Genomic DNA, 19,195 nt, shown 5'->3' on the forward strand with positions numbered 1-19,195 from the left:
TGCGGCCTAGCGCATCCAAAATTGCCAGTAGGCTGTGATAATTTCCGGGCCCGAGAGGAGGGCGATCAGGCTACCCAGGGCCAAAAATGGGCCGAAGGGCAAGACCCGATCGCGCCGTAGCCAACCCAGGCCAATTGCGCCCAAGCCGGCTACTGCCCCGATCGCGCAGGCCAAAAAACTCGCCAGCAACAGCAATTTCCAACCCAACCAAGCTCCCAGCATGGCCGCCAGCTTCACATCTCCGGCCCCCATGGCCGTGCGTCCCCAAATCAAGCTGCCCAGGGTGGCGATCGCCTGAAACAACCACAGGCCAAGCGCCATGGCCAACAGGGCATCCAGCAATCCGGCCGCCGCGCCGCTGCCCTGGCCCGTTTCAATCGCTCCGAAGGCGGTTCTGAATCCCAATCCCAACAGCAGGCCCGATTGGGTGAGCGAGTTGGGCAGGGTGAGGGTGTCCCAATCAATGAGCGCCAGGGCTAACAGCCAGCTCACGAAGATCCATCCCCCCAAAATCATGCTCAGACCCCAGGGACTGAACACTGCTTCCGGTTCGGTGGTGCTAACTCGCAGGGCGATCGCGGCAAACAGCAGCCCTGTACTGGCTTCCACTAAGGGATAGCGCAGGGCGATCGGGGCTGCGCAATAGCGACAACGACCCCGCAACCACAGCCAGCCCAAAACCGGCACATTGTCGTGGGGAGCCAGCCGGTGCAAACATTTGGGGCAGCGGGAGGGCGGGTGCAGCAGCGATAACCCGGCGGGGAGGCGATAAACCACCACATTCAAGAAGCTTCCGACGGAAACCCCCAGGGCGATCGCCACCACCACCAGCGCCAATTGTTCGGGGGTGAACATCAGGAGGAGCGGCCCACCGGCTGCTGTTGAACCAAGGCTTCCACCACTTCCGGTGCATGTTGAGCTAGCCGACTTCCTGCCCGAGCCATTTCCGCTACCCGATCGAGATGCTGCACCTGCTCAGAATACTCACTCAAGCTAAAGCTATTGAGCTGCATCAGCAGTTGGTACGCATCGCCAATCCAATGCAAACAAGTCGCCTGCTCGTTGCTGAGGGGTTGATCCTGCACGATTTGGCGAATCCAGTCGGGTAAAGCGTTAGGGTCAGACATGGAACTCAGGAAACTGAAAGAGCCAATCCTCAATTTAATCCGAATGCAGCCCTCTGCGCGATTGGGATCTCACTACATTGCGCATTTTGTTGCATTGTTTGGGGCATTGAGTATTCCGTTGAGTCAATTCTGCTACTCAAATGCCGATTGATCCAATCCAGACGGATCCAACGCCAACGGATCGGGGGTTGCTGGGGTGTTGGTGCTGAGGGTGAGGCCTACGGCGCGATCGAACCGATGCATTTCCAAGCTCAGATCGCCATAGACTCCGCTGATTTGATCGCGGCAGCACTCGATCGCAAAGTCGTTCAATTCCGCTGGCTCAATCTCGAACATCCGCTGAAAGGTTTCGACTTGTACCCGACAGAACCAGGGGCGATCGTCATAGATCGTGCATTCTCGGTTCAATTGGTCATAATTCATGCACCAACCATCGGGCCCCACCATGCTCAGATAGAGCAATAAATCCTCGGGTTCTAAATAGCTTTCCAGGTCGGGGCGTTCGTTGGGATCGAGATGACAGCAGGCTCCACAGCCTTTGATACATTGCCAGGTTGCCACCTCAGTTGTCCTCGTCAATAGGGTTGATGGATTGTGCAAAATTGACCACCGATGACTTGCTTTTCCCGCGCTTGAGTTCACAGGGGGAGCTTGCCAATTGAGTTCCCGATTCGGTTTCTAAATTGGGTTTCTAAACTCGGTTGCCAAATTGAGTTGCCAAATTGGATTGCCAAATTGATCTCTCAATCATGCCTCGATCGGGTCTCGATCGCGCCTCAGTGATTGATATCTCAATTTCTAGATGGGTTCCTAAGCTCTGTCTGGGTGTGGGCCCGTGTAAATTACCAAGACACTGTTCTTGATCTTAATTACTCTTGATTTTATGTTTCGGTTTTTTATTGACCAGCTTGGTTGAGGCGCAATCAACAAGCTTTCTGTAACTAATTTTCTGTAACTAGTTTTTTAACTGGGGCGCTAGGATTCGAACCTAGGAATGGCGGGACCAAAACCCGCTGCCTTACCGCTTGGCGACGCCCCATTGCCCGAAGGCTTGAGTATAGTAACAACAACTTCCGAGAAGGGTCAAGGGGTTTTCTGAATTTTTTTGAATTTTTTTGAACCGAGTTCGCAAGGCAGAGGAACGGGGCGATCGCCCCGTGAGGATGGATCCTGGCCTAGCGCTTTCCTAGTCCTGACTGGCCTGTTGATTGGCACGTTTGCGCTCTGCCAGCTTCAGCAAAATTTCCGCGTGGATGTCACGGGTAATGGGGTAGAAATAAGCCAAAACCAAGCCGCCAATCAGGGCTGCGGTAGGCAAAGGGCCGATCGCCAGCCGAATGGCCAACAGGGCTGAGGCCGGTTGGTTGGCCGGCGTGCCTCCGGCGGCTGTGGGCAGATAGCCAGCCACTTCCAGCGCAATACCCACCAGCCACAGGGCCAGAGCTAACCCCAACTTTTGCAAAAAGACCATGAAGGCATAGAACACACCTTCCCGGCGTTGCCCGGTGGTTAGCTCGTCTAGTTCAATCACATCCGGCAGCATCGACCAAGGAACGAGATAAGCCGTGGAGACCCCAACGCCCGCCATCACGGCCAACAGGTACAGCAAGCCGGTTTGCCCCGGTTGCAGCAATAACAAACCTGCTTGGGCAATGATCCAAAGGCTCATGCCCGCGAAGTAGACCCCCCGTTTGCCCCAACGGCGGCTGAGGGCACTCCACACAAACAACATGGCAAAGGCGGTGAGCTGCACCCCGATCGCCACCATGAAGAAGTCTGCCTGCTGTAGCCCCATGTAGCTCACAACGAAGTAGGGCAGAATGGAGGCGGTGAGTTGCACGGCCAGCCAGGAACAGAGATAGATCCCAATGACGTAGAGGAAGGGGCGATTTTGAAAGACGATCGCCAATTGTTGCTTCAGACCCAAACTGGGGGCGGTTTCATTTCGTTCGGCGCAGCGGCGCTCGGCGGCCATGCCATACCGAAACGTGCCCACAACGCACCAGAGAATGGGCAACACGGAAAGCAGGGTGCAAATGGCGGCTAGCCAGATGTATTGCCAAACGGGGTCGGGAATTTGATCGGCAACGATCTTGCCCAAAATCAGCGATAGGAGACTGCCCCCGATCGAGAAGGCAAACCGGAAGCTGTTGAGACTGGTGCGTTCGTCATAGTCATCCGTTAGCTCGGCGGTGAGGGCTGTGTAGGGTAAGTTCACCGCCGTATAGGCAGTATTGAACAGCAGCCCCAAGACCACGTAGTAGCCATAGAGCAGCCAGGTGTTGCCCGGCGGCACAAGCCACTGCAAGAAAAAGAGAATGCCGAAGGGAATCGCCCCCCAGAGCATCCAGGAATAGCGACGACCCCAACGGGAACGAGTGCGATCGCTCATTACGCCGATGATCGGGTCGTTGATGGCATCGCCAATTTTGCTGACCATCAACACCGAGCCAGCTAACCCGGCGGGCAACCCGGCCACATCCGTTAAAAATGCCAACTGCAAAAAGACAAGCAGGTTGGCGGTGATGGCGGGGCCTGCGTCGCCGGCCCCATAGGCCAGCTTGGCTGGGAAGGTTAACCGATCGGGAACAGAAGCACGCTCAGCAGTCACAGGTCTCAGTCTCAAAACTGCCGCTAGCTTAACCCTTGAAAGAATTAGGAGTTAACGATCAGTTCCTTTTGGCGCACTTCTTGGGCGGAAACCCAATCGGGGCGTAGGTGCTTGGCTCCTCGGAGATAGGGATGATGAATTCGGGCGATCGGGTCAGGGGTGTTGAAATGCACGAGCAGTCGAATGCATTGGGGCAAACTGCCATCCACATGCATTTGCTGCACATCCATCAGGGGCACGTTTTGCCAGTTGGGCCGCTCGCGGGCAATCTTGGCGGGAAACACTGCATCCAGGTCACGGGTCACCGAAAAGGTGACGCTCACCACTTCATCCATCTCCAGACGGTTGTGGGTTTCCAAAGCATCGAGTAGTTCATGAACCGCCTCCCGAATGGCTTCAATGGTGTTTTCGGTTGCGGTAGTTGCTCCTCGAATGGCCCGGACTCGCCAACCCACGTTCCTGTCCTCCCGATCGATATGAGGGTGAATGTCATGATTGGGCTTGGCCTGTCGTGGCGATCGCCCAAGCACCAGTCACTCGTGACTGATTAGTGACTGATTAATAGCTAGTTATAGCTCAGTTGGGGCTGCATCTCTACTGTGCAGAATCAAGCCGAGAAACAACACCTGAAACCGACTGGGAAGCCGGGCCAAAGCCGATCGGCGTTTAGCCCGAAGCCCAAGATCTGCCGTTTATGGATCGTGGGGAGCAAGGGGCTTAGGGCCTGTCGTCAAATCGCCTGAAACCCTGATTCCACCGTTGTCAGATCGTGAGGGACAAGGGGCTTAAGCCCCTTGTTACAACGACGGGGGACAGAAAATCAACCACTTCAGCATCACCTCGAACAATGACGACACCCCCTAGGAAATCTACAAACGCATGACCGCATCACTGGCGCTGACGGCCACAAGAGCCGATCGCACCAAATCGGGAGTGGCTCCGGTGATTGTGGCTAAGGTCTGACCCGTGGGCAATTGCAGCACTGTGGATCCGCCCTGATTTTGCAGCGTTAATTGCTCCAAGCTCACGGAACCGACAATGCCGATTCGATCGCCCTGAGCCGCACTGAAATCCACCACCAAATCCGCCGCCGCCCGAATCCCGATCGCCGTATCGGTTCGCAGCAGGAACGTATCGGCCCCCGCGCCGCCGGTCAACGTATCAGCCCCAAAGTCACCACAGAGAACATCGTTGCCATCGCCCCCCAGCAGCACATCATCGCCCTGGCCGCCGCGCACAAAATCATCGCCCGCGCCGCCATTGACCGTATCGTTGCCCTGATTGCCGTTGAGGAAGTCGTTGCCCCCGTTACCATTAATCAGGTCATTGCCATCAATGCCGCGCAGATAATCATCTCCGTCCCCCCCGAAGATCGAGTCATTGCCCGCATCACCCCAAACAATATCCGCCGCGCTGGAGCCGGTGATTACGTCATCGCCCCCCAACCCCCGCACGCCGCTGGGGGTGCTTTGGCTTTGGACCGCTGTCAGGGTCACGGTTTCTGCCGCTTCTGTGAGGAAGGTGAACTGGCGCGGCAGGTCAGCCCGGTTCAGAAAATTGTGTGCATTGTTCAAGCGGGTCGCATCCGTCAGCACCACTGAAGCACGGCCCGGCAAAACTCCATCCACCACCTTGGCCGCCGTGATGCGATCGCCCGCTTGGATCGCATCCACCGCCGAAAACCCTTGGGTCACCTGGCCAAAGGTGGCGTAGTTACCATCCAAAAACGGCAATTCCTTCAGGGCAATGTAGAACTGCGACGAGCCGGAATCGGGCGATTGGGCCCGGGCCATGGCCAGGGTTCCTTGCTTGTGGGGCAAGGCGACTGGTTGAGTGGTGGTTTGGCTATAGATCGGTTCCGCTGCGCCCTGAACTTTGATTTCGAGGGGAATGCTGCGGGTTTGGTTGGTGTCTGGGTCAATGAACCCGCCTGTTCCCAAGCTGCTGAGCGGCACGTTGGGATCTTTACTCGCCGGGTCTCCCGCTTGCACCACAAAGGGATCGGGCGATCGCACCACGCGGTGAAACGAAATACCGTCATAAAATCCCCGCTCCACCAAGTCCACAAAATTGCCGGCCGTGACGGGGGCATTGGCCCCATCGATCGCCATTTCGACGGACTGACCGTTCACCAGCATGATTACGGTGGCGGAACCATTTAAACGAGCCGCAGGAGCCATATTCGCAAAATCGGTTGGGTTGCTTCAGAACCAAAATATCAGGCAAGTCCAGTCCCTGGGTTTTCAGCCAATCAAAAATTCAACCGCCAAGGGTTCCGAATCGGGAACGTTTGGGCAAGGTTTTGGCAACCTCTCCAAGATTTTCGGCCGTTCAGAAACCGTTGGGACTGTTTGGGCTGATTTTCCGGAGCAGGGGTCTGGCTACCGCTAGATCGGTGACGTAATTAAACTAGCCAGAGTTTCGGAGCCGGGCGATCGCTCGGCTTAATCCGGAGATTCAGGGCGATCGGGTTGGCTCCGGAACTGGGATTTTCAATCGGACTGGCTATAATCGGAGCAATGCCCTTGGGACGGTGATTTCATGCTTTTTTGGTCTTTTTTGCAGCGGCGTGGTGTAGTGGGAATGATGGGCGCGATCGCCCTGGTCACGGCCGGCAGTGGCGGGGCGATCGCCCAAGCCAGCCCGACCTATCAACCGGGCACGATCTCCAGCAGCAGCGAGTTGAACGACACCCTATCGACCAAGGACATTCCCACCGGCCAAGGGGGATTTGCCCGGGACTATAAAATCTCGCTCACGGCAGGCGATCGAGTTGAAATCACCGCCAGCTCCGACAGCTTCGATACCGTCCTGATGCTCATTGCCGATGACGGTTCCAGCATTGCCGAGAATGACGACGGCCCCGACAGCGGCACGAACTCCCTGATTTTTACTAGCATTCAGAATACAGGCGAGTATGTGGTGCGGGTTCAAACCTTTGGCAAAGCCGTTGGCGGCCCCTTCAAGCTCAAGGTCACCCGCCTACAACCGATCCAATAGGCGTTAGAAAGCCGGTTCTTCCAAAAAAATTAGCGAATCCCTTGCCAATCCTGATCAAGTTTGCTAATTTATTTAGGCGCTGAAAACAGCAGCGCCTGAAAATCCTAGCCGGGATAGCTCAGCCGGTAGAGCAGAGGACTGAAAATCCTCGTGTCGGCGGTTCAAGTCCGCCTCCTGGCATTACTAAAAAATCAAAAGTGACTCTCATAGATTCTTCAATCTTGAGTGTTACCTTTCGATCCCTGTTGTCTCTTCAACGGCTAGAATATGAGTAGGGCAATAGCCCTGATCGGGCAATAGGGTCAACGCTCGATCGCAGTCTAACAACCAAGAATGAACAGCAACAGAGTGAAAGACCAAGCGGTCTGCTGATGCTGAATGTTGCGGTTGTCGGGCTGGGCATGAGCGATTGTTTCCCACTTGCCTCTAAATCTTGAACAGGTTGAGAGCCAAAGGCCGATCGGGTGATCAAAAGGCTTTTGGCAAAACGTGCATGGCAAAATGTTCACTTTGAAAACATGCACTTTGAAAACGTGGATTCTAGAGTCCCCCCGCTGCTGCTCGATCGACCGGGATCCATCAACACCCACTCAAGAACTTGACCAGATTGAGTGCTTTAGACTCAGCAAGGTTGAGCAAAGCCTAGTAGGGATATTGAGAAAAACCCAGAGCTATTAGGGTTTCCAGCCAGCAAAGTCATAAAAATATAACAATTGATTGCCAACGGCCCCGCCACTAACAATGACACCCTCTCCCATCGCCTCCATGCCCCCATTGTCGATCGACTCACATCAAATTTCGCGTATCTACACTGATGGGGCTTGCTCCGGTAATCCAGGGCCCGGCGGTTGGGGTGTTTTAGTGCGATTTTCAAACAGCTCTTGTCATGAAATGGGTGGAGGTACTTCCAACACAACTAATAATCGAATGGAGATGCAAGCCGCCATTGAAGCGCTGCAATTCTGGCATCAATACGGCCAAGGCGAGTCAATCACTTTACTAACGGATAGTCAGTACGTTATTAAAGGGATTACAGAGTGGGTGCGAAATTGGCGACGAAAAGGCTGGAAAACTGCCAGCGGGCAACCGGTGCTCAATCGAGATCTTTGGGAGCGTCTGGATGCTTTGAACAATCCCGCTGTGCGCTGGGAATACGTGCGCGGCCACTCGGGCGAGGCGGGAAATGAACGATGTGATGAAATTGCCCGCGTTTTTGCGGCCGGCCGATCGCCTAAATTAGATCAATTGAAGCTAGAGATTTTCGATCGCTCGGAGTTTCCGGAATCGGAGCCTGCGAGCAAATCTCATCTCGATGCTTCAGACACAACTACAGTCTCGATAGCAGCTATACCTGAAACCATGTCTGAACCTGTTTTGGATCAACTGGCGATCGCGCCAACGGATGCCGATCTGCGCGACGTGCGTGTGGGTCAATTGCGCAACTTGATCGAAACCCTACGCATTGCCGATGAGGTCGCCGATCGAGGATATCTGATTGCCAGCTCAGAATTGGCTGATCTGATGGATGTTAACGCCAGTGCCGTGACCAGTCGGGGTGAAAACTGGGTCTGGCGGAACTGGATTGTGACTCGCGTGCGACGTGAGGGCAACCAAATTCTGTGGCAATTGGAACGAATCCTCGAAGATGACTAAACGAGGTGCTTGGCTAGTTCAAGTCTAAGGACGCTGGGGCGCTGATTCGCTTTAGCATCCTCAACCCGAGTAACCAAACACATCTCGTCTGTAGTCACCGCACCGCCCTCCATGACGATCCTTCGCAGTCTTTTGCACCAATCGTTCATGACCGGCTCTCAACTACTCTGCCGTGTCTTGTGAGCCAATCGCGATGGACACAACCGCATTGGAGTATGACCCTGCTGTGGGCGGGTCTTCCCCAGTGGCGATCGCTCGCCGAAACACATACCAAGTGAAAACGAAAGCTCTCGCCCTGGGGTTTCATCAGGTGGGAATAGCAGCTATAAGCTCAGAGTACCCACCCTTACCATCGGCCGTATCAGCCCTCCAACGCTGGCTCGATCGCGGGTTTGCCGCCGAAATGAAATGGATGGCGGCTCCCAAGCGATTTGATGCGCGAGAATTCATGCCCGAGGCGCGATCGGTCATCTGCGTTGCCCTGAATTACTACAGTCCTGAACAGCGGCCCCTCGAACAGCGGCCCTTGAACCCATCCTTTTCCCAAGCTGAGTCAGCGATCGAGCCTGCCCAATCTCAGCCTGCCCAAGCTCAGCCCCAACTTGACCAGCCCCAATTTGGCAAAATTGCCCGCTATGCCTGGGGACGGGATTACCACCGAGTTTTGGAAACCCGCCTGAAGGCTCTGGCTCAGTGGTTAGTGACGTTGGATCCCCGAGCACAGAGCCGCTGGGCCGTGGACAGCAGCCCGGTGCAAGATAAAGCCTGGGCTCAGGAAGCGGGTTTGGGGTGGATTGGCAAAAATGGCAATTTGATTACGCGCCAGTATGGCTCCTGGGTGTTTTTGGGGGAGCTGTTCACCACGCTGGAATTGTTGCCCGATCGCCCGCATACCAGCCATTGCGGCACTTGCACCCGTTGTCTGGATGCTTGTCCTACGGGGGCGATTCCCGAGCCGTTTGTGGTGGATGCTAACCGCTGCATTGCCTATCACACGATCGAGAACCGCGCGGAGACCCTGCCTTCGGAAATTGCCGAGAACCTTCAGGGTTGGGTTGCGGGCTGCGACATTTGCCAGGATGTTTGCCCCTGGAATCAACGATTTGCCCAGCCGACGGATATTGAAGACTTTCGACCCCGATCGGGGGTGGTGGCTCCGCGCTTGGATCAGCTTGCTCAACTCAGCGATGAGGCTTGGGATCAAGCCTTCCGGGGATCCGCTTTACGACGCATTAAGCCTGCGATGTGGCGACGAAATGCCCGTGCTAGTCTGAAATTAGACCCGAATGTTTCGTTGCAAGCTTCATCGTTGTCTCCGCCCCGATCGGCTGATTCCCCTCCCGATCGCCCCATCGATCCCTCCATTGATCCCCAACTGGATTCTGAGTCTCATCCTTGAACGCCCATCACGTGCTTGCGTCTACGGCGGCGGCCGGCGGGCCGCAGTCCCTGCCCACCAGTGCTGTATCGGTTAATCCTCAGCACTTGCGGTTAATTTTGTTCGACTTTGATGGCACGCTGGCAGACTCCTTTCAGGCGGTGGTTGAAATTCTCGATCGCCTCTCGGGACGCTTTGGCTATCCCCGCTTGACCCCGGAACGAATTGCCCGACTGCGGGACTGCGACTCTCGCATGGTGCTGCAAAACAGTAATGTGCCCACTTGGCAGCGCCCTTGGCTGATCTATTGCCTGAAGCGGGAACTCCAGGCCGATTTGCATCGCCTCCAGCCCATTCAGGGCATTGAGGACGTGTTGCGAGAACTGCGATCGGCGGGCTATCGGCTGGGGATTGTAACTTCCAACCAGCGATCGACCGTCGATCGCTTCCTCACCCTGATGGGCTGGCGGCACTATTTCACCTGGATTGATGCCAGTTTGCGCCTGTTCAGCAAAGATCGCGCCATCTCACGGGTGCGGCGACAGGCCGGCCTTCAGCGCGAAGCCGTTGCCTATGTGGGCGACGAAACAAGGGATGTGGAAGCGGCCCGCCGATCGGGCGTGGTCAGTCTTTCCGTGGCTTGGGGGTTTAATTCTGAACGAGCGTTGCGCAACAGCCAGCCGGATATGCTGTTTCAGCATCCTCAGGAGCTGTTAACTTGGGTGCGATCGGCCGCTGCGGCCGCAGAAAAATTCCAAACCCATGCCTAAACGAGCTGGGCGAATGCAGTGTTCATTCCCGGGGCGATCGGGCATGAATGCATAGGATTAATCAACGGTCAAATAACGGTGAATTAAGCAGAGATTAATCCTTGTATGGGGATCGAAATTCCCCGGCAGCGGTAAACTCAGACAGCATTCTTTGGCGACAGTTGCGGACTGTGGGTTACCTCGTTGTGATTGCCCATTTCCAGCATCGCGTCACCAGGGATTCAACCTAACAATCTCAACTGACTACACAAGGGGCAACCGCATGACGCGCGCCATTATGGAAACCGCCAAGGGCACGATTCATATCGAGCTGTTCGATAATGATGCTCCCAACACGGTGAAAAACTTCGTGGATCTGTCGGAAAAGGGCTTTTACGATGGTCTGACCTTCCACCGCGTAATCCCCAATTTTGTGATCCAAGGTGGCTGTCCCAATGGTGATGGTCGCGGCGGCCCGGGCTACACGATCAAGTGCGAAATTAATTCAAACAAGCACATGGCGGGAAGCCTGTCGATGGCCCATGCCGGTCGCGACACGGGTGGTAGCCAATTCTTCATTTGCCATTCGCCCCAATCGCACTTGGACGGTGTGCATACGGTGTTTGGTCGCACGGAGGACATGGATGTGGTGAATGCAATCCGTGCCAATGACAAGATTCTGTCTGTGAAAATTGAGCACTAGGCTCTAGCTTCAGAATCAAAAACCAGGATTCCAAATTAGAGTCCTAAACCCTTGATTCTGGTGTTACAAAATTGCGAAGGCAAGGGGCTTAAGCCCCTTGTTTTTTATATTTCTGTTGAGGGTTGGCTGAATTTGTGGTGATTCTAATTGCGCCGGGAGCAAGGGGCTTAAGCCCCTTGTCTTTTCTGGATCGGTTCTGAATTGTGGGTGAGCTTTTGGGTCTCCTGCTCAGTGGTATTTGTTGGATTGCTTTTATGGAATGGTGTTTGCTGAGGATTACTTTGTTGAATCAGGCTAGATGGGCGATCGCCTAGGTTTCTCGGAGCACATAGCCCACGCCACGCACGGTTTGGATCAGGCGTTTTTGGCTTTCGTCTTCGAGTTTTAGACGCAAATAGCGCACATAGACTTCGATGATGTTTGATTCGCCCATGAAGTCGTAACCCCAAACGTTTTCGAGAATTTGCTCGCGGGTGAGCACTTCGCGCGGGTTTTCCATCAAGTAGCGCAACAGCTCAAATTCCTTCATGGTTAGGGCGATCGTGTGGCCATTGCGAATAGCAGTACGGCGATCGAGATCCAAGGCCAAATCGGCAAAGTGCAGCAGGGGTGTGCCCGTTTCCGTGGGGCGTAGGTACAGCCGCACCAATTCCAGTAATTTTTCACTGCGGTAGGGTTTGAGCAAATAGTCATCGGCCCCGGCTTCCAGGCAAGCGGCCCGGTCTTCCACTTCATCGCGGGCCATGATCAGCAACACGGGGGCCACGTTCCCCAGCTCGCGCAGTTGATTACATAGCCACAGCCCCGATTCACCAGGCACCAGCAGCCGATCGACCACGATCAGGGAGACGGGTAAGTCTCGCGCATAGGTCAAACCGGCTTGGGCATCCTTGGCCGTGGCGACGGCATACCCGGCGTTTTTGAGATCCGTCATGGCCCGATCGAGGATCGAATCATCACTTTCCACGAGCAAGATCGGAGCGTTGAGCGTGCTAGTGGGTGGGGCGATCGAGGATTCAGTTCCGGCCATAGGACGCGACAAGAAAACAGCAACAATCAGTCAAAATCCAATCAGTCCAGATCAAAGCAAACAAGACCAAAGCAAAGATAATTTAAACTCCAAAAATAACCATATGAAGGGCAATTGATGATCAATTTCTGGATCAAGCAGCATCCAAACTCTGCTCATCATTGGCCGATGGTTCGCTGAAGTTAAGAATCCAGCAAAACAAATCCAGCGCAATTCGATCGTACTCCGGTTTTCGTGCAACTTCAGCGCCCAAGGGACTCAAAGAGATGGCGCAGGACGATCGCAACGATCGCGAGAACTGCCCCCAGCCGATCGCAAAATCCCACCCCCTTGAGCGTCCGACTGGTTAGACAATAAGGGTTCGCCCTCTCAGCTTATTTCCAGCCAGGATTTTCCATGACGCAGATTTCCAACGCACCGACGCTTGCGGCCCAAGATTGGATCCCCACGGATTTGGTGTCTGATTTGCCCCTGACGATCGCCGGTCGCACCTTTCGATCGCGCCTGATGACCGGCACGGGTAAATATCGCAGCATCGAACAAATGCAGGCCTGCATTGCCGCGAGTGACTGCGAAATTGTGACCGTGGCTGTGCGCCGGGTGCAAACCCAGGCCCCGGGCCATGAAGGCTTGGCCGAGGCGATCGACTGGTCAAAAATTTGGATGCTGCCCAACACGGCCGGTTGTCAAACGGCCGATGAGGCGATTCGGGTGGCGCGGCTGGGGCGCGAGATGGCCAAGCTACTGGGCCAGGAGGACAACAACTTCGTGAAGCTGGAAGTGATTCCCGATTTGAAATACCTGCTGCCCGACCCGATCGAAACCTTGCGGGCCGCCGAACAGTTGGTGAAAGAAGGCTTTGCCGTGCTGCCCTACATCAACGCCGACCCACTCTTGGCCAAGCATTTGGAAGAGGCCGGCTGCGCCACGGTGATGCCTTTGGGTTCCCCGATCGGCTCGGGTCAGGGCCTGAAAAACGCCGCCAATATTCAAATCATTGTGGAAAACGCCAAGGTTCCCGTGGTGGTGGATGCGGGGATCGGCACGCCCAGCGAAGCCACCCAGGCGATGGAGCTAGGCGCTTCGGCCGTGTTGATCAACACGGCGATCGCCCAGGCCCAAAACCCCGCCGCCATGGCCCGCGCCATGGCCCTGGGTACGGCGGCCGGTCGGTTGGGCTACCTGGCCGGGCGGATTCCGGTGAAGGGATTGGCCAGCGCCAGCTCGCCCCTGACCGGGTTGGTGACCACCGGCTAGGGACGACCCTTGACCGGGGCCGGTCGATGTTTGTTACAGTGGCGAATTAATGCTGTGTTGCTAACAATTGCAAAGGACTGTAACAAATGCCTTACACCACGGAAGATGGCGGCCGCCTGAATAATTTTGCCAAAGAGCCAAAGATGTATACCGCTGACACGCCCTCTTCAACGGAAAAGCGGAACTATGTGGTTTTGGGCGCTCTGGGCCTGGGATTGGTGCTCGGGGTGATGGCGATCGCCTTCGTGGTTTCCTAGGGGCCAGCCATCGGATTATTTGGATTATTAAGACTGCTGTGGGGTTGGGGTGCGGCTGTGCCGTGCCCCATTGTTTTGGGACTGGAGACCTATGAAGGTTGGTGTGATTGGCTTGGGGTTGATTGGTGGGTCGCTGGGCTTGGCCTTGCGGCCTTTGGGTCACGAAATTTTTGGGGTGGCGCGACGACCGGAAACGGCCGATCGGGCGATCGAGCTGGGCATTGCCGATCGGGCGGGCTGTGAACTGTCGCTGCTGGCCGATGCTGATCTGGTGATTTTATGTACGCCGATCGGGGCGATCGAACCCACGGTGCGCCAACTGATTCCCCACTTCAGCCCCAGTACGGTGTTGACCGATGTGGGGTCGGTGAAACAGGCGATTGTCCAAGCGATCGAACCCCTTTGGCCGAACTTTGTCGGGGCCCATCCGATGGCGGGCACGGCGGACAGCGGCATCGAAGCGGCCCTGCCGGACTTGTTTGTGGGTCGTCCCTTTGCGATTACGCCCACCGATCGCACCCCGGCCGAAGCGATCGCCCGGGTCACCGCGATCGCCCAAGATTTGCGATCGACCCTGTACCGCTGCACCCCGGAACAGCACGATCGGGCCGTGGCTTGGATTTCCCATTTGCCCGTGGCGATTAGCGCCAGCCTGATTGCGGCCTGCGGAGCGGAGCCAGACCCCGAAACTCTTGCCCTGGCTCAATCCCTGGCCAGTTCCGGATTTCGGGATACTAGTCGGGTTGGCGGCGGCAATCCGGAGTTAGGGGTGATGATGGCCCAATTCAACCGGCCGGAATTGCTGCGATCGCTCCAGCGCTATCGTGATCAGTTGGATCAAATCATTGGGGCGATCGATCAACAGGATTGGGCCGCGCTGCAAGCCTGCTATGAACAAACCCAACAGGCGCGATCGGCCTTCGTCGATTAAGCAAGTCGCTTTGGTAGGGGCGCAACGCTTGCGCCCTCGATCAATTCAATTCAATCTGGTAGGGGCGCAACGCTTGCGCCCTCGGTCATTGCGGCATTGATTGATCGATCAATCGATTCCAACACCTTCAATCGGCGGACTTGATTGCTGAATGGCTTAATCGATCGAGGGCGCACATCGGTGCGCCCCTACGGGAATTGGGGGGTTGATTTCCCTTTTTTTAAAACGATTCAAGACAACCATAATTTTTGGATTTTTCGGGTTCTCATGACTTCTTCCGCCGATCGCGTCCAAGGCATCTTTAACCGAATTGCACCCGTTTATGACGATCTCAACGATTGGTTGAGCTTCGGGCTGCATCGGGTTTGGAAACAGATGACCGTGAAATGGAGCGGCGCAAAACCGGGCGATCGCGCGTTGGATCTTTGCTGTGGCAGTGGGGATTTGGCCCTACGGTTGGCGGCAGCGGTGGGCCCCGACGGTCAGGTGGTGGGGGCGGACTTTTCGGCGCAAATGCTCGATCGGGCACGCGATCGGCCCCAAGGGTTGCGGTCTTTGGCCCCGATCGCCTGGGTGGAAGCGGATGCGCTGAATTTGCCCTTTGCTGATCGGGAATTTGACTGCGCTACGGTGGGCTATGGCCTGCGGAACGTGACCGATTTTGACCAAGCGCTCCGGGAGCTTTATCGCGTCTTGAAACCCGGAGCGACCTTGGCGGCCTTGGATTTCCATCGGCCCGACAGCGCGATCGCCCAGCAATTTCAGCAACTTTATCTCGATCGGCTGGTGGTTCCCGTCGCCCAGCAGTTTGGCGCAACGGCTGAATATGAATACATCCTGCCCAGTTTGCAGCGGTTTCCCGTGGGGCGCGAGCAGGTAAAACGGGCCCAGGCGATCGGCTTCCAATCCGTGCGGCACTATCCCTTGGTGGGCGGCTTGATGGGCGTGTTGGTGGCGACCAAGCCCTAGGGCATATCCAACAACCATTCCGAGGCCCGATCGCCCAGGTCGATCGGGATGCTCACGGCCTTGCCTTGTCGGGGTCGGTTTTTGGTGTTTTGAATAAACGATCGCACCTGCTCCGCCGCGCCCCAGCCTTGGATGTAGGTGGCCACCGTAGACAGATGCTCAAAATATTCCGCTTCCGTCATCGGAAACGACACTTGCTCTAGGTAGCGCCACATCACCTGCACAAAAATTTTGTCTTTGATTTTGCGGACTTGCACATCGTAGGAAAAGCCCCACTTGTCCACAATCCATTGGTGTAAGTCCTGACCAGTCATGGCGCGATCGAGTGATGGTGATAAAGGGTGTGGCGGGGTTTGGGTCGGTTTGAAACCGGCCCCAGGACAACAAGGGGCTTTAGGGACTGTCGTCATTTCTCGATGCGAGGCTGAAACGGTTAATTTTCCGTGCCCCAATCGTCGCAACAAGGGGCTTAAGCCCCTTGTCCCCCACGAGATCGTAACGGTGGAATCAGGGTTTTAGACGATTCGATGACAGGCTCTCAGCCCCTTGTCCCCCACGAGATCGTAACGGTGGAGTCAGGGTTTTAGACGATTCAATGACAGGCTCTCAGCCCCTTGTCCCCCACGAGATCGTAACGGTGGAGTCAGGGTTTTAGACGATTCAATGACAGGCTCTCAGCCCCTTGTCCCCCACGAGATCGTAACGGTGGAATCAGGGTTTTAGACGATTCGATGACAGGTTCTCAGCCCCTTGTTGAAGGAGATGAGTAGTAATTATTTGTAACGCAATATGAAGTTTTATACGGATCTGTTACGACCGCCCGATCGCCCCTCAGCAACGCGATCACCTGGCCCGAGAGATGCAATAATACCCTAGCAATTGCGGTGGCTTTGTTTGGCCCGTTCAAACCCCACCCTTGCAGTCATACAATCTTTAAGATTCGTTATAGAACCCCCAAGAGAAGGCACGCGAGTAGGCATTATGGCTCAAGCTTCCAGCCCTGCGGACGTACCCAGCATGGGTCGCCGCCAGTTCATGAATTTTCTGACCTTTGGCTCGGCAACGGGTATCGCCCTGGGCGCGTTGTACCCCGTTGTGCGCTACTTCATTCCCCCTTCGACCGGTGGTACTGGTGGCGGCGTAGCGGCTAAGGATGCTCTGGGCAACAGCGTCAAACTCAGCTCGTTCCTGGCTGAGCACAATGTGGGCGATCGGGTGTTGGTCCAAGGCCTCAAGGGCGACCCCACCTACCTAATCGTGAACAGCAAAGAAGCGATCGCCGATTACGGTTTGAACGCCGTTTGCACCCACCTCGGTTGCGTCGTGCCCTGGAACGCCAGCGCCAGTAAATTTATTTGCCCTTGCCACGGCTCGCAATACAACAACGAAGGCAAAGTGGTTCGCGGCCCCGCGCCCCTGTCCCTCGCCTTGGCCCACGTGTCGGTTGATGACGACAACGTGAGCCTCAGCCCCTGGCCGGAAACCGACTTCCGCACCGGCGAAGAACCCTGGTGGTCGTAATTTCTACAATTGCTCATCAATATTGCGGCTGACCGTACTTTTTAGACAACTCATGAAGACTGCTTTCAAGGTTTTGACTCGCGGTGCGATCGCCGCGATCGCCGCGATCGCCCTGTTGATCGGTGGCGACTTCGTAGCTCCCCAGGCTGCCATGGCCTATCCGTTCTGGGCCCAGCAAGTGGCTCCGGCAACCCCCCGGGAAGCGACCGGCCGGATTGTTTGCGCTAACTGCCACCTGGCTAAGAAAGAAACGATCGTGGAAGTGCCCCAATCGGTACTGCCCGACACCGTGTTTGAAGCCGTGGTGAAGATTCCCTACGATACCAGCGTGCAACAAGTCACCGGTACCGGTGAACCCGGACCCCTGAACGTGGGTGCGGTGTTGATGCTGCCCGATGGCTTCAAGATTGCGCCCGAAGACCGGATTCCCGAAGAACTGAAGGAAAAGACCGAAGGCCTGTTCTACCAGTCCTACGCGGAAGGTCAAGATAACGTGGTGATTGTGGGCCCGCTGCCCGGCGATCAATACCAAGAAATCGTATTCCCCGTGCTGTCGCCCAACCCCGCTGAGGACAAGGCGATCAAGTTCGGTAAGTACGCCGTGCATGTGGGTGGCAACCGCGGCCGCGGTCAGGTTTACCCCACGGGCGACAAGAGCAACAACACGGTCTTTAACGCTTCGGCCGCTGGCACGATCGGCGCGATCGGCAAGACCGATGATGGTGGCTACCTTGTGACCATCATCAAGGAAGATGGCTCGACGGTGGAAGATGCGATCCCTGCTGGCCCCCAACCGATCGTCAAGGAAGGCGATGTGGTGACGGCGGGTCAAGCGATCACCAACGATCCGAACGTGGGTGGCTTTGGCCAAATGGATACGGAAATTGTGCTGCAAGATCCCAACCGCGTTCTGGGTCTGCTGGCGTTGTTTGTGGCGGTGATGATCACCCAAATCCTGCTGGTTCTGAAGAAGAAGCAAGTAGAAAAGGTGCAAGCCGCCGAAATGAACTTCTAGGATCTGCTGCCTAGGTTCCTTCGTGCCTTCATTGCCCGATCGCAAAGCCCCTGCTCAGTTCATGAGTGGGGGCTTTGTTTTGGGGTTAATCAACAGTTCAAGATTGATGTGGCTTTCAAAAACAGCCTAATTGCCCATGGTTTCAAAAAATGCCTGAGCAGTTTGGGAAGGGATAATCCGCACCCGCGATAGCCACTCATCTTCCCGTTCCGAAAGAACCGAAAGAAACTCATCAAAATCCACCACCTGAATTTGAACGGTGGCGGCTAGTTCGGGGTTTTGTTCCGCGAAGGTTTTGGCTACCAATTCCGCTTGGGCGCGATCCATATAAAAACGAATTTCTTCTGTCCCATCCCGATCGACCGTGACATAGGTGGGGGCTGACCCATCGCTCGCGGTGACCAAAAAGAGTGGAATTCCCTGCAATTTTTCCGGTGGTTGTTGATTTAATGCCAACAGTTCTCGGGCTAATTTCACCTCTTCCAAATCAGGGATTAGTTGTAATTGATATTCGGTGGATGGTTTCTGCAATAGCTCATAGATTGCCGAAAGGGGAATGGCATTGACCCGTAATTCACTGGATGAACTCACTGCTCCCGCTTGCAGCCGCTTCAGCCACTCTTGGGCATCTTGTGGGTTCAAAAACATCCGAGCCACCGTTGTGCGCTGACCATCGGCATTTCCCACATCAATCAGGGCGGGCGTACCTTGGGCATCGGTGAGGGCGAAAACCGGCACGGCTTCTAATTTGCGGGCAATTTCCTCGGGGGGCAGCGCTGCCAAGGGGCCGATCGCTGCCAACCAAGCCAGGGAGCCGATCGCCCAGCCTCCGGCCAGTTGCCGCCAGTTCGATCGCACTGATTGCCAACGCTCTCGCAATCCCAAACTCACCATCGTCCATTCCATCCTGTTGATCAAACCGTTCATGCGCCCGGTTCCATGCCCAAGGCGATTCCCAAACCAGTCTAGGAGCTAACCCACTTTCCAAAATCAA

The 19,195-nt window shown here is 55.7% G+C and carries 20 protein-coding genes and 2 tRNA genes; 12 read left to right on the top strand and 10 right to left on the bottom strand.

The window, feature by feature from the left end:
• Positions 1 to 6 precede the first annotated feature (6 nt).
• The 7 genes from AC2IAX_RS16415 to AC2IAX_RS16445 form a co-directional block, all read right to left on the bottom strand.
• Positions 7 to 855, bottom strand: coding sequence for a prepilin peptidase (locus AC2IAX_RS16415; RefSeq protein WP_494388409.1), 849 nt, complete (start codon positions 853 to 855; stop codon positions 7 to 9).
• On the bottom strand, positions 855 to 1,127 hold the full coding sequence (locus AC2IAX_RS16420) for a hypothetical protein (RefSeq protein WP_099534496.1): 273 nt from the start codon (positions 1,125 to 1,127) through the stop codon (positions 855 to 857). Before AC2IAX_RS16420 ends, AC2IAX_RS16415 begins: the two co-directional genes overlap by 1 nt.
• Positions 1,128 to 1,259: 132 nt before the next feature.
• A complete protein-coding gene (locus AC2IAX_RS16425) occupies positions 1,260 to 1,688 on the bottom strand; it encodes a YkgJ family cysteine cluster protein (RefSeq protein ID WP_494388410.1) in 429 nt (142 codons plus the stop codon).
• 406 nt (positions 1,689 to 2,094) lie between these two features.
• Positions 2,095 to 2,166: transfer RNA gene (locus tag AC2IAX_RS16430), tRNA-Gln, on the bottom strand.
• 147 nt (positions 2,167 to 2,313) lie between these two features.
• Positions 2,314 to 3,747 (bottom strand): MFS transporter, encoded by a 1,434-nt coding sequence (locus AC2IAX_RS16435; protein ID WP_494390421.1) that lies wholly within the window; start codon positions 3,745 to 3,747, stop codon positions 2,314 to 2,316.
• Between the two features lie 35 nt (positions 3,748 to 3,782).
• Positions 3,783 to 4,193, bottom strand: a complete 411-nt coding sequence (aroH, locus tag AC2IAX_RS16440; RefSeq protein ID WP_099534499.1) for a chorismate mutase — start codon at positions 4,191 to 4,193, stop codon at positions 3,783 to 3,785.
• Between the two features lie 414 nt (positions 4,194 to 4,607).
• The gene (locus AC2IAX_RS16445; protein ID WP_494388411.1) at positions 4,608 to 5,918 is read right to left on the bottom strand and encodes a peptidylprolyl isomerase; all 1,311 of its coding nucleotides are present in this window, start codon (positions 5,916 to 5,918) and stop codon (positions 4,608 to 4,610) included.
• 361 nt (positions 5,919 to 6,279) lie between these two features.
• Here AC2IAX_RS16445 and AC2IAX_RS16450 point away from each other — a divergent pair, with 361 nt between their 5' ends.
• The 6 genes from AC2IAX_RS16450 to AC2IAX_RS16475 all read left to right on the top strand — a co-directional run bounded on the left by AC2IAX_RS16450 (position 6,280) and on the right by AC2IAX_RS16475 (position 11,221).
• The gene (locus AC2IAX_RS16450; protein WP_494388412.1) at positions 6,280 to 6,738 is read left to right on the top strand and encodes a PPC domain-containing protein; all 459 of its coding nucleotides are present in this window, start codon (positions 6,280 to 6,282) and stop codon (positions 6,736 to 6,738) included.
• Positions 6,739 to 6,845: 107 nt separating this feature from the next.
• A tRNA-Phe gene (locus tag AC2IAX_RS16455) sits at positions 6,846 to 6,918 on the top strand.
• A gap of 585 nt (positions 6,919 to 7,503) precedes the next feature.
• Positions 7,504 to 8,391 carry a ribonuclease HI gene (rnhA, locus tag AC2IAX_RS16460; RefSeq protein ID WP_494390422.1) on the top strand — a complete coding sequence of 296 codons (888 nt, stop codon included), beginning with the start codon at positions 7,504 to 7,506 and terminating at the stop codon, positions 8,389 to 8,391.
• Between the two features lie 193 nt (positions 8,392 to 8,584).
• Positions 8,585 to 9,790 (top strand): tRNA epoxyqueuosine(34) reductase QueG, encoded by a 1,206-nt coding sequence (gene queG, locus AC2IAX_RS16465; RefSeq protein ID WP_494388413.1) that lies wholly within the window; start codon positions 8,585 to 8,587, stop codon positions 9,788 to 9,790.
• 11 nt (positions 9,791 to 9,801) lie between these two features.
• Positions 9,802 to 10,539, top strand: coding sequence for an HAD-IA family hydrolase (locus tag AC2IAX_RS16470; protein ID WP_494388414.1), 738 nt, complete (start codon positions 9,802 to 9,804; stop codon positions 10,537 to 10,539).
• Between the two features lie 262 nt (positions 10,540 to 10,801).
• On the top strand, positions 10,802 to 11,221 hold the full coding sequence (locus AC2IAX_RS16475; RefSeq protein ID WP_099534504.1) for a peptidylprolyl isomerase: 420 nt from the start codon (positions 10,802 to 10,804) through the stop codon (positions 11,219 to 11,221).
• Positions 11,222 to 11,531: 310 nt separating this feature from the next.
• Here the strand turns inward: AC2IAX_RS16475 and nblR are convergent, their stop codons facing one another.
• Complete coding sequence (gene nblR, locus AC2IAX_RS16480; RefSeq protein ID WP_099534505.1) at positions 11,532 to 12,251, bottom strand: response regulator transcription factor NblR; 720 nt, start codon at positions 12,249 to 12,251, stop codon at positions 11,532 to 11,534.
• A gap of 396 nt (positions 12,252 to 12,647) precedes the next feature.
• Between nblR and AC2IAX_RS16485 the strand changes: the two genes are divergently transcribed.
• From AC2IAX_RS16485 to ubiE, 4 genes are all read left to right on the top strand, one after another.
• Positions 12,648 to 13,508, top strand: coding sequence for a thiazole synthase (locus tag AC2IAX_RS16485; protein WP_494388415.1), 861 nt, complete (start codon positions 12,648 to 12,650; stop codon positions 13,506 to 13,508).
• Positions 13,509 to 13,594: 86 nt separating this feature from the next.
• Positions 13,595 to 13,765, top strand: coding sequence for a photosystem II assembly protein Psb34 (gene psb34, locus AC2IAX_RS16490; protein WP_143473129.1), 171 nt, complete (start codon positions 13,595 to 13,597; stop codon positions 13,763 to 13,765).
• Between the two features lie 91 nt (positions 13,766 to 13,856).
• Positions 13,857 to 14,696: a prephenate/arogenate dehydrogenase gene (locus AC2IAX_RS16495; protein WP_494388416.1), complete on the top strand. Its 840-nt coding sequence runs from the start codon at positions 13,857 to 13,859 to the stop codon at positions 14,694 to 14,696.
• Between the two features lie 267 nt (positions 14,697 to 14,963).
• On the top strand, positions 14,964 to 15,665 hold the full coding sequence (gene ubiE / locus AC2IAX_RS16500; protein WP_494388417.1) for a bifunctional demethylmenaquinone methyltransferase/2-methoxy-6-polyprenyl-1,4-benzoquinol methylase UbiE: 702 nt from the start codon (positions 14,964 to 14,966) through the stop codon (positions 15,663 to 15,665).
• Here ubiE and AC2IAX_RS16505 read toward each other — a convergent pair.
• A complete protein-coding gene (locus tag AC2IAX_RS16505) occupies positions 15,662 to 15,979 on the bottom strand; it encodes a DUF3067 family protein (protein WP_494388418.1) in 318 nt (105 codons plus the stop codon). The genes ubiE and AC2IAX_RS16505 overlap by 4 nt on opposite strands.
• A gap of 667 nt (positions 15,980 to 16,646) precedes the next feature.
• Between AC2IAX_RS16505 and petC the strand changes: the two genes are divergently transcribed.
• Entirely contained in the window at positions 16,647 to 17,186 is a 540-nt protein-coding gene (petC, locus tag AC2IAX_RS16510; RefSeq protein ID WP_494388419.1) for a cytochrome b6-f complex iron-sulfur subunit, read from the top strand.
• 52 nt (positions 17,187 to 17,238) lie between these two features.
• A complete protein-coding gene (gene petA, locus AC2IAX_RS16515; RefSeq protein ID WP_494388420.1) occupies positions 17,239 to 18,201 on the top strand; it encodes a cytochrome f in 963 nt (320 codons plus the stop codon).
• 126 nt (positions 18,202 to 18,327) lie between these two features.
• Here petA and AC2IAX_RS16520 read toward each other — a convergent pair whose 3' ends face one another.
• Positions 18,328 to 19,107 carry a Tic22 family protein gene (locus AC2IAX_RS16520; protein ID WP_494388421.1) on the bottom strand — a complete coding sequence of 260 codons (780 nt, stop codon included), beginning with the start codon at positions 19,105 to 19,107 and terminating at the stop codon, positions 18,328 to 18,330.
• Positions 19,108 to 19,195: the final 88 nt, after the last annotated feature.

This window comes from Limnothrix sp. HT2024, from assembly GCF_059138625.1.

Bases quoted from the DNA above. Each gene is read 5' to 3' on its own strand.
- AC2IAX_RS16415 (WP_494388409.1), bottom strand. From the start codon at position 855: ATGTTCACCCCCGAACAATTGGCGCTGGTGGTGGTGGCGATCGCCCTG.
- AC2IAX_RS16420 (WP_099534496.1), bottom strand. From the start codon at position 1,127: ATGTCTGACCCTAACGCTTTACCCGACTGGATTCGCCAAATCGTGCAG.
- AC2IAX_RS16445 (WP_494388411.1), bottom strand. From the start codon at position 5,918: ATGGCTCCTGCGGCTCGTTTAAATGGTTCCGCCACCGTAATCATGCTG.
- AC2IAX_RS16450 (WP_494388412.1), top strand. From the start codon at position 6,280: ATGCTTTTTTGGTCTTTTTTGCAGCGGCGTGGTGTAGTGGGAATGATG.
- rnhA (WP_494390422.1), top strand. From the start codon at position 7,504: ATGCCCCCATTGTCGATCGACTCACATCAAATTTCGCGTATCTACACT.
- queG (WP_494388413.1), top strand. From the start codon at position 8,585: ATGGACACAACCGCATTGGAGTATGACCCTGCTGTGGGCGGGTCTTCC.
- AC2IAX_RS16475 (WP_099534504.1), top strand. From the start codon at position 10,802: ATGACGCGCGCCATTATGGAAACCGCCAAGGGCACGATTCATATCGAG.
- nblR (WP_099534505.1), bottom strand. From the start codon at position 12,251: ATGGCCGGAACTGAATCCTCGATCGCCCCACCCACTAGCACGCTCAAC.
- AC2IAX_RS16485 (WP_494388415.1), top strand. From the start codon at position 12,648: ATGACGCAGATTTCCAACGCACCGACGCTTGCGGCCCAAGATTGGATC.
- psb34 (WP_143473129.1), top strand. From the start codon at position 13,595: ATGCCTTACACCACGGAAGATGGCGGCCGCCTGAATAATTTTGCCAAA.
- AC2IAX_RS16495 (WP_494388416.1), top strand. From the start codon at position 13,857: ATGAAGGTTGGTGTGATTGGCTTGGGGTTGATTGGTGGGTCGCTGGGC.
- ubiE (WP_494388417.1), top strand. From the start codon at position 14,964: ATGACTTCTTCCGCCGATCGCGTCCAAGGCATCTTTAACCGAATTGCA.
- AC2IAX_RS16505 (WP_494388418.1), bottom strand. From the start codon at position 15,979: ATGACTGGTCAGGACTTACACCAATGGATTGTGGACAAGTGGGGCTTT.
- petC (WP_494388419.1), top strand. From the start codon at position 16,647: ATGGCTCAAGCTTCCAGCCCTGCGGACGTACCCAGCATGGGTCGCCGC.
- petA (WP_494388420.1), top strand. From the start codon at position 17,239: ATGAAGACTGCTTTCAAGGTTTTGACTCGCGGTGCGATCGCCGCGATC.
- AC2IAX_RS16520 (WP_494388421.1), bottom strand. From the start codon at position 19,107: ATGGAATGGACGATGGTGAGTTTGGGATTGCGAGAGCGTTGGCAATCA.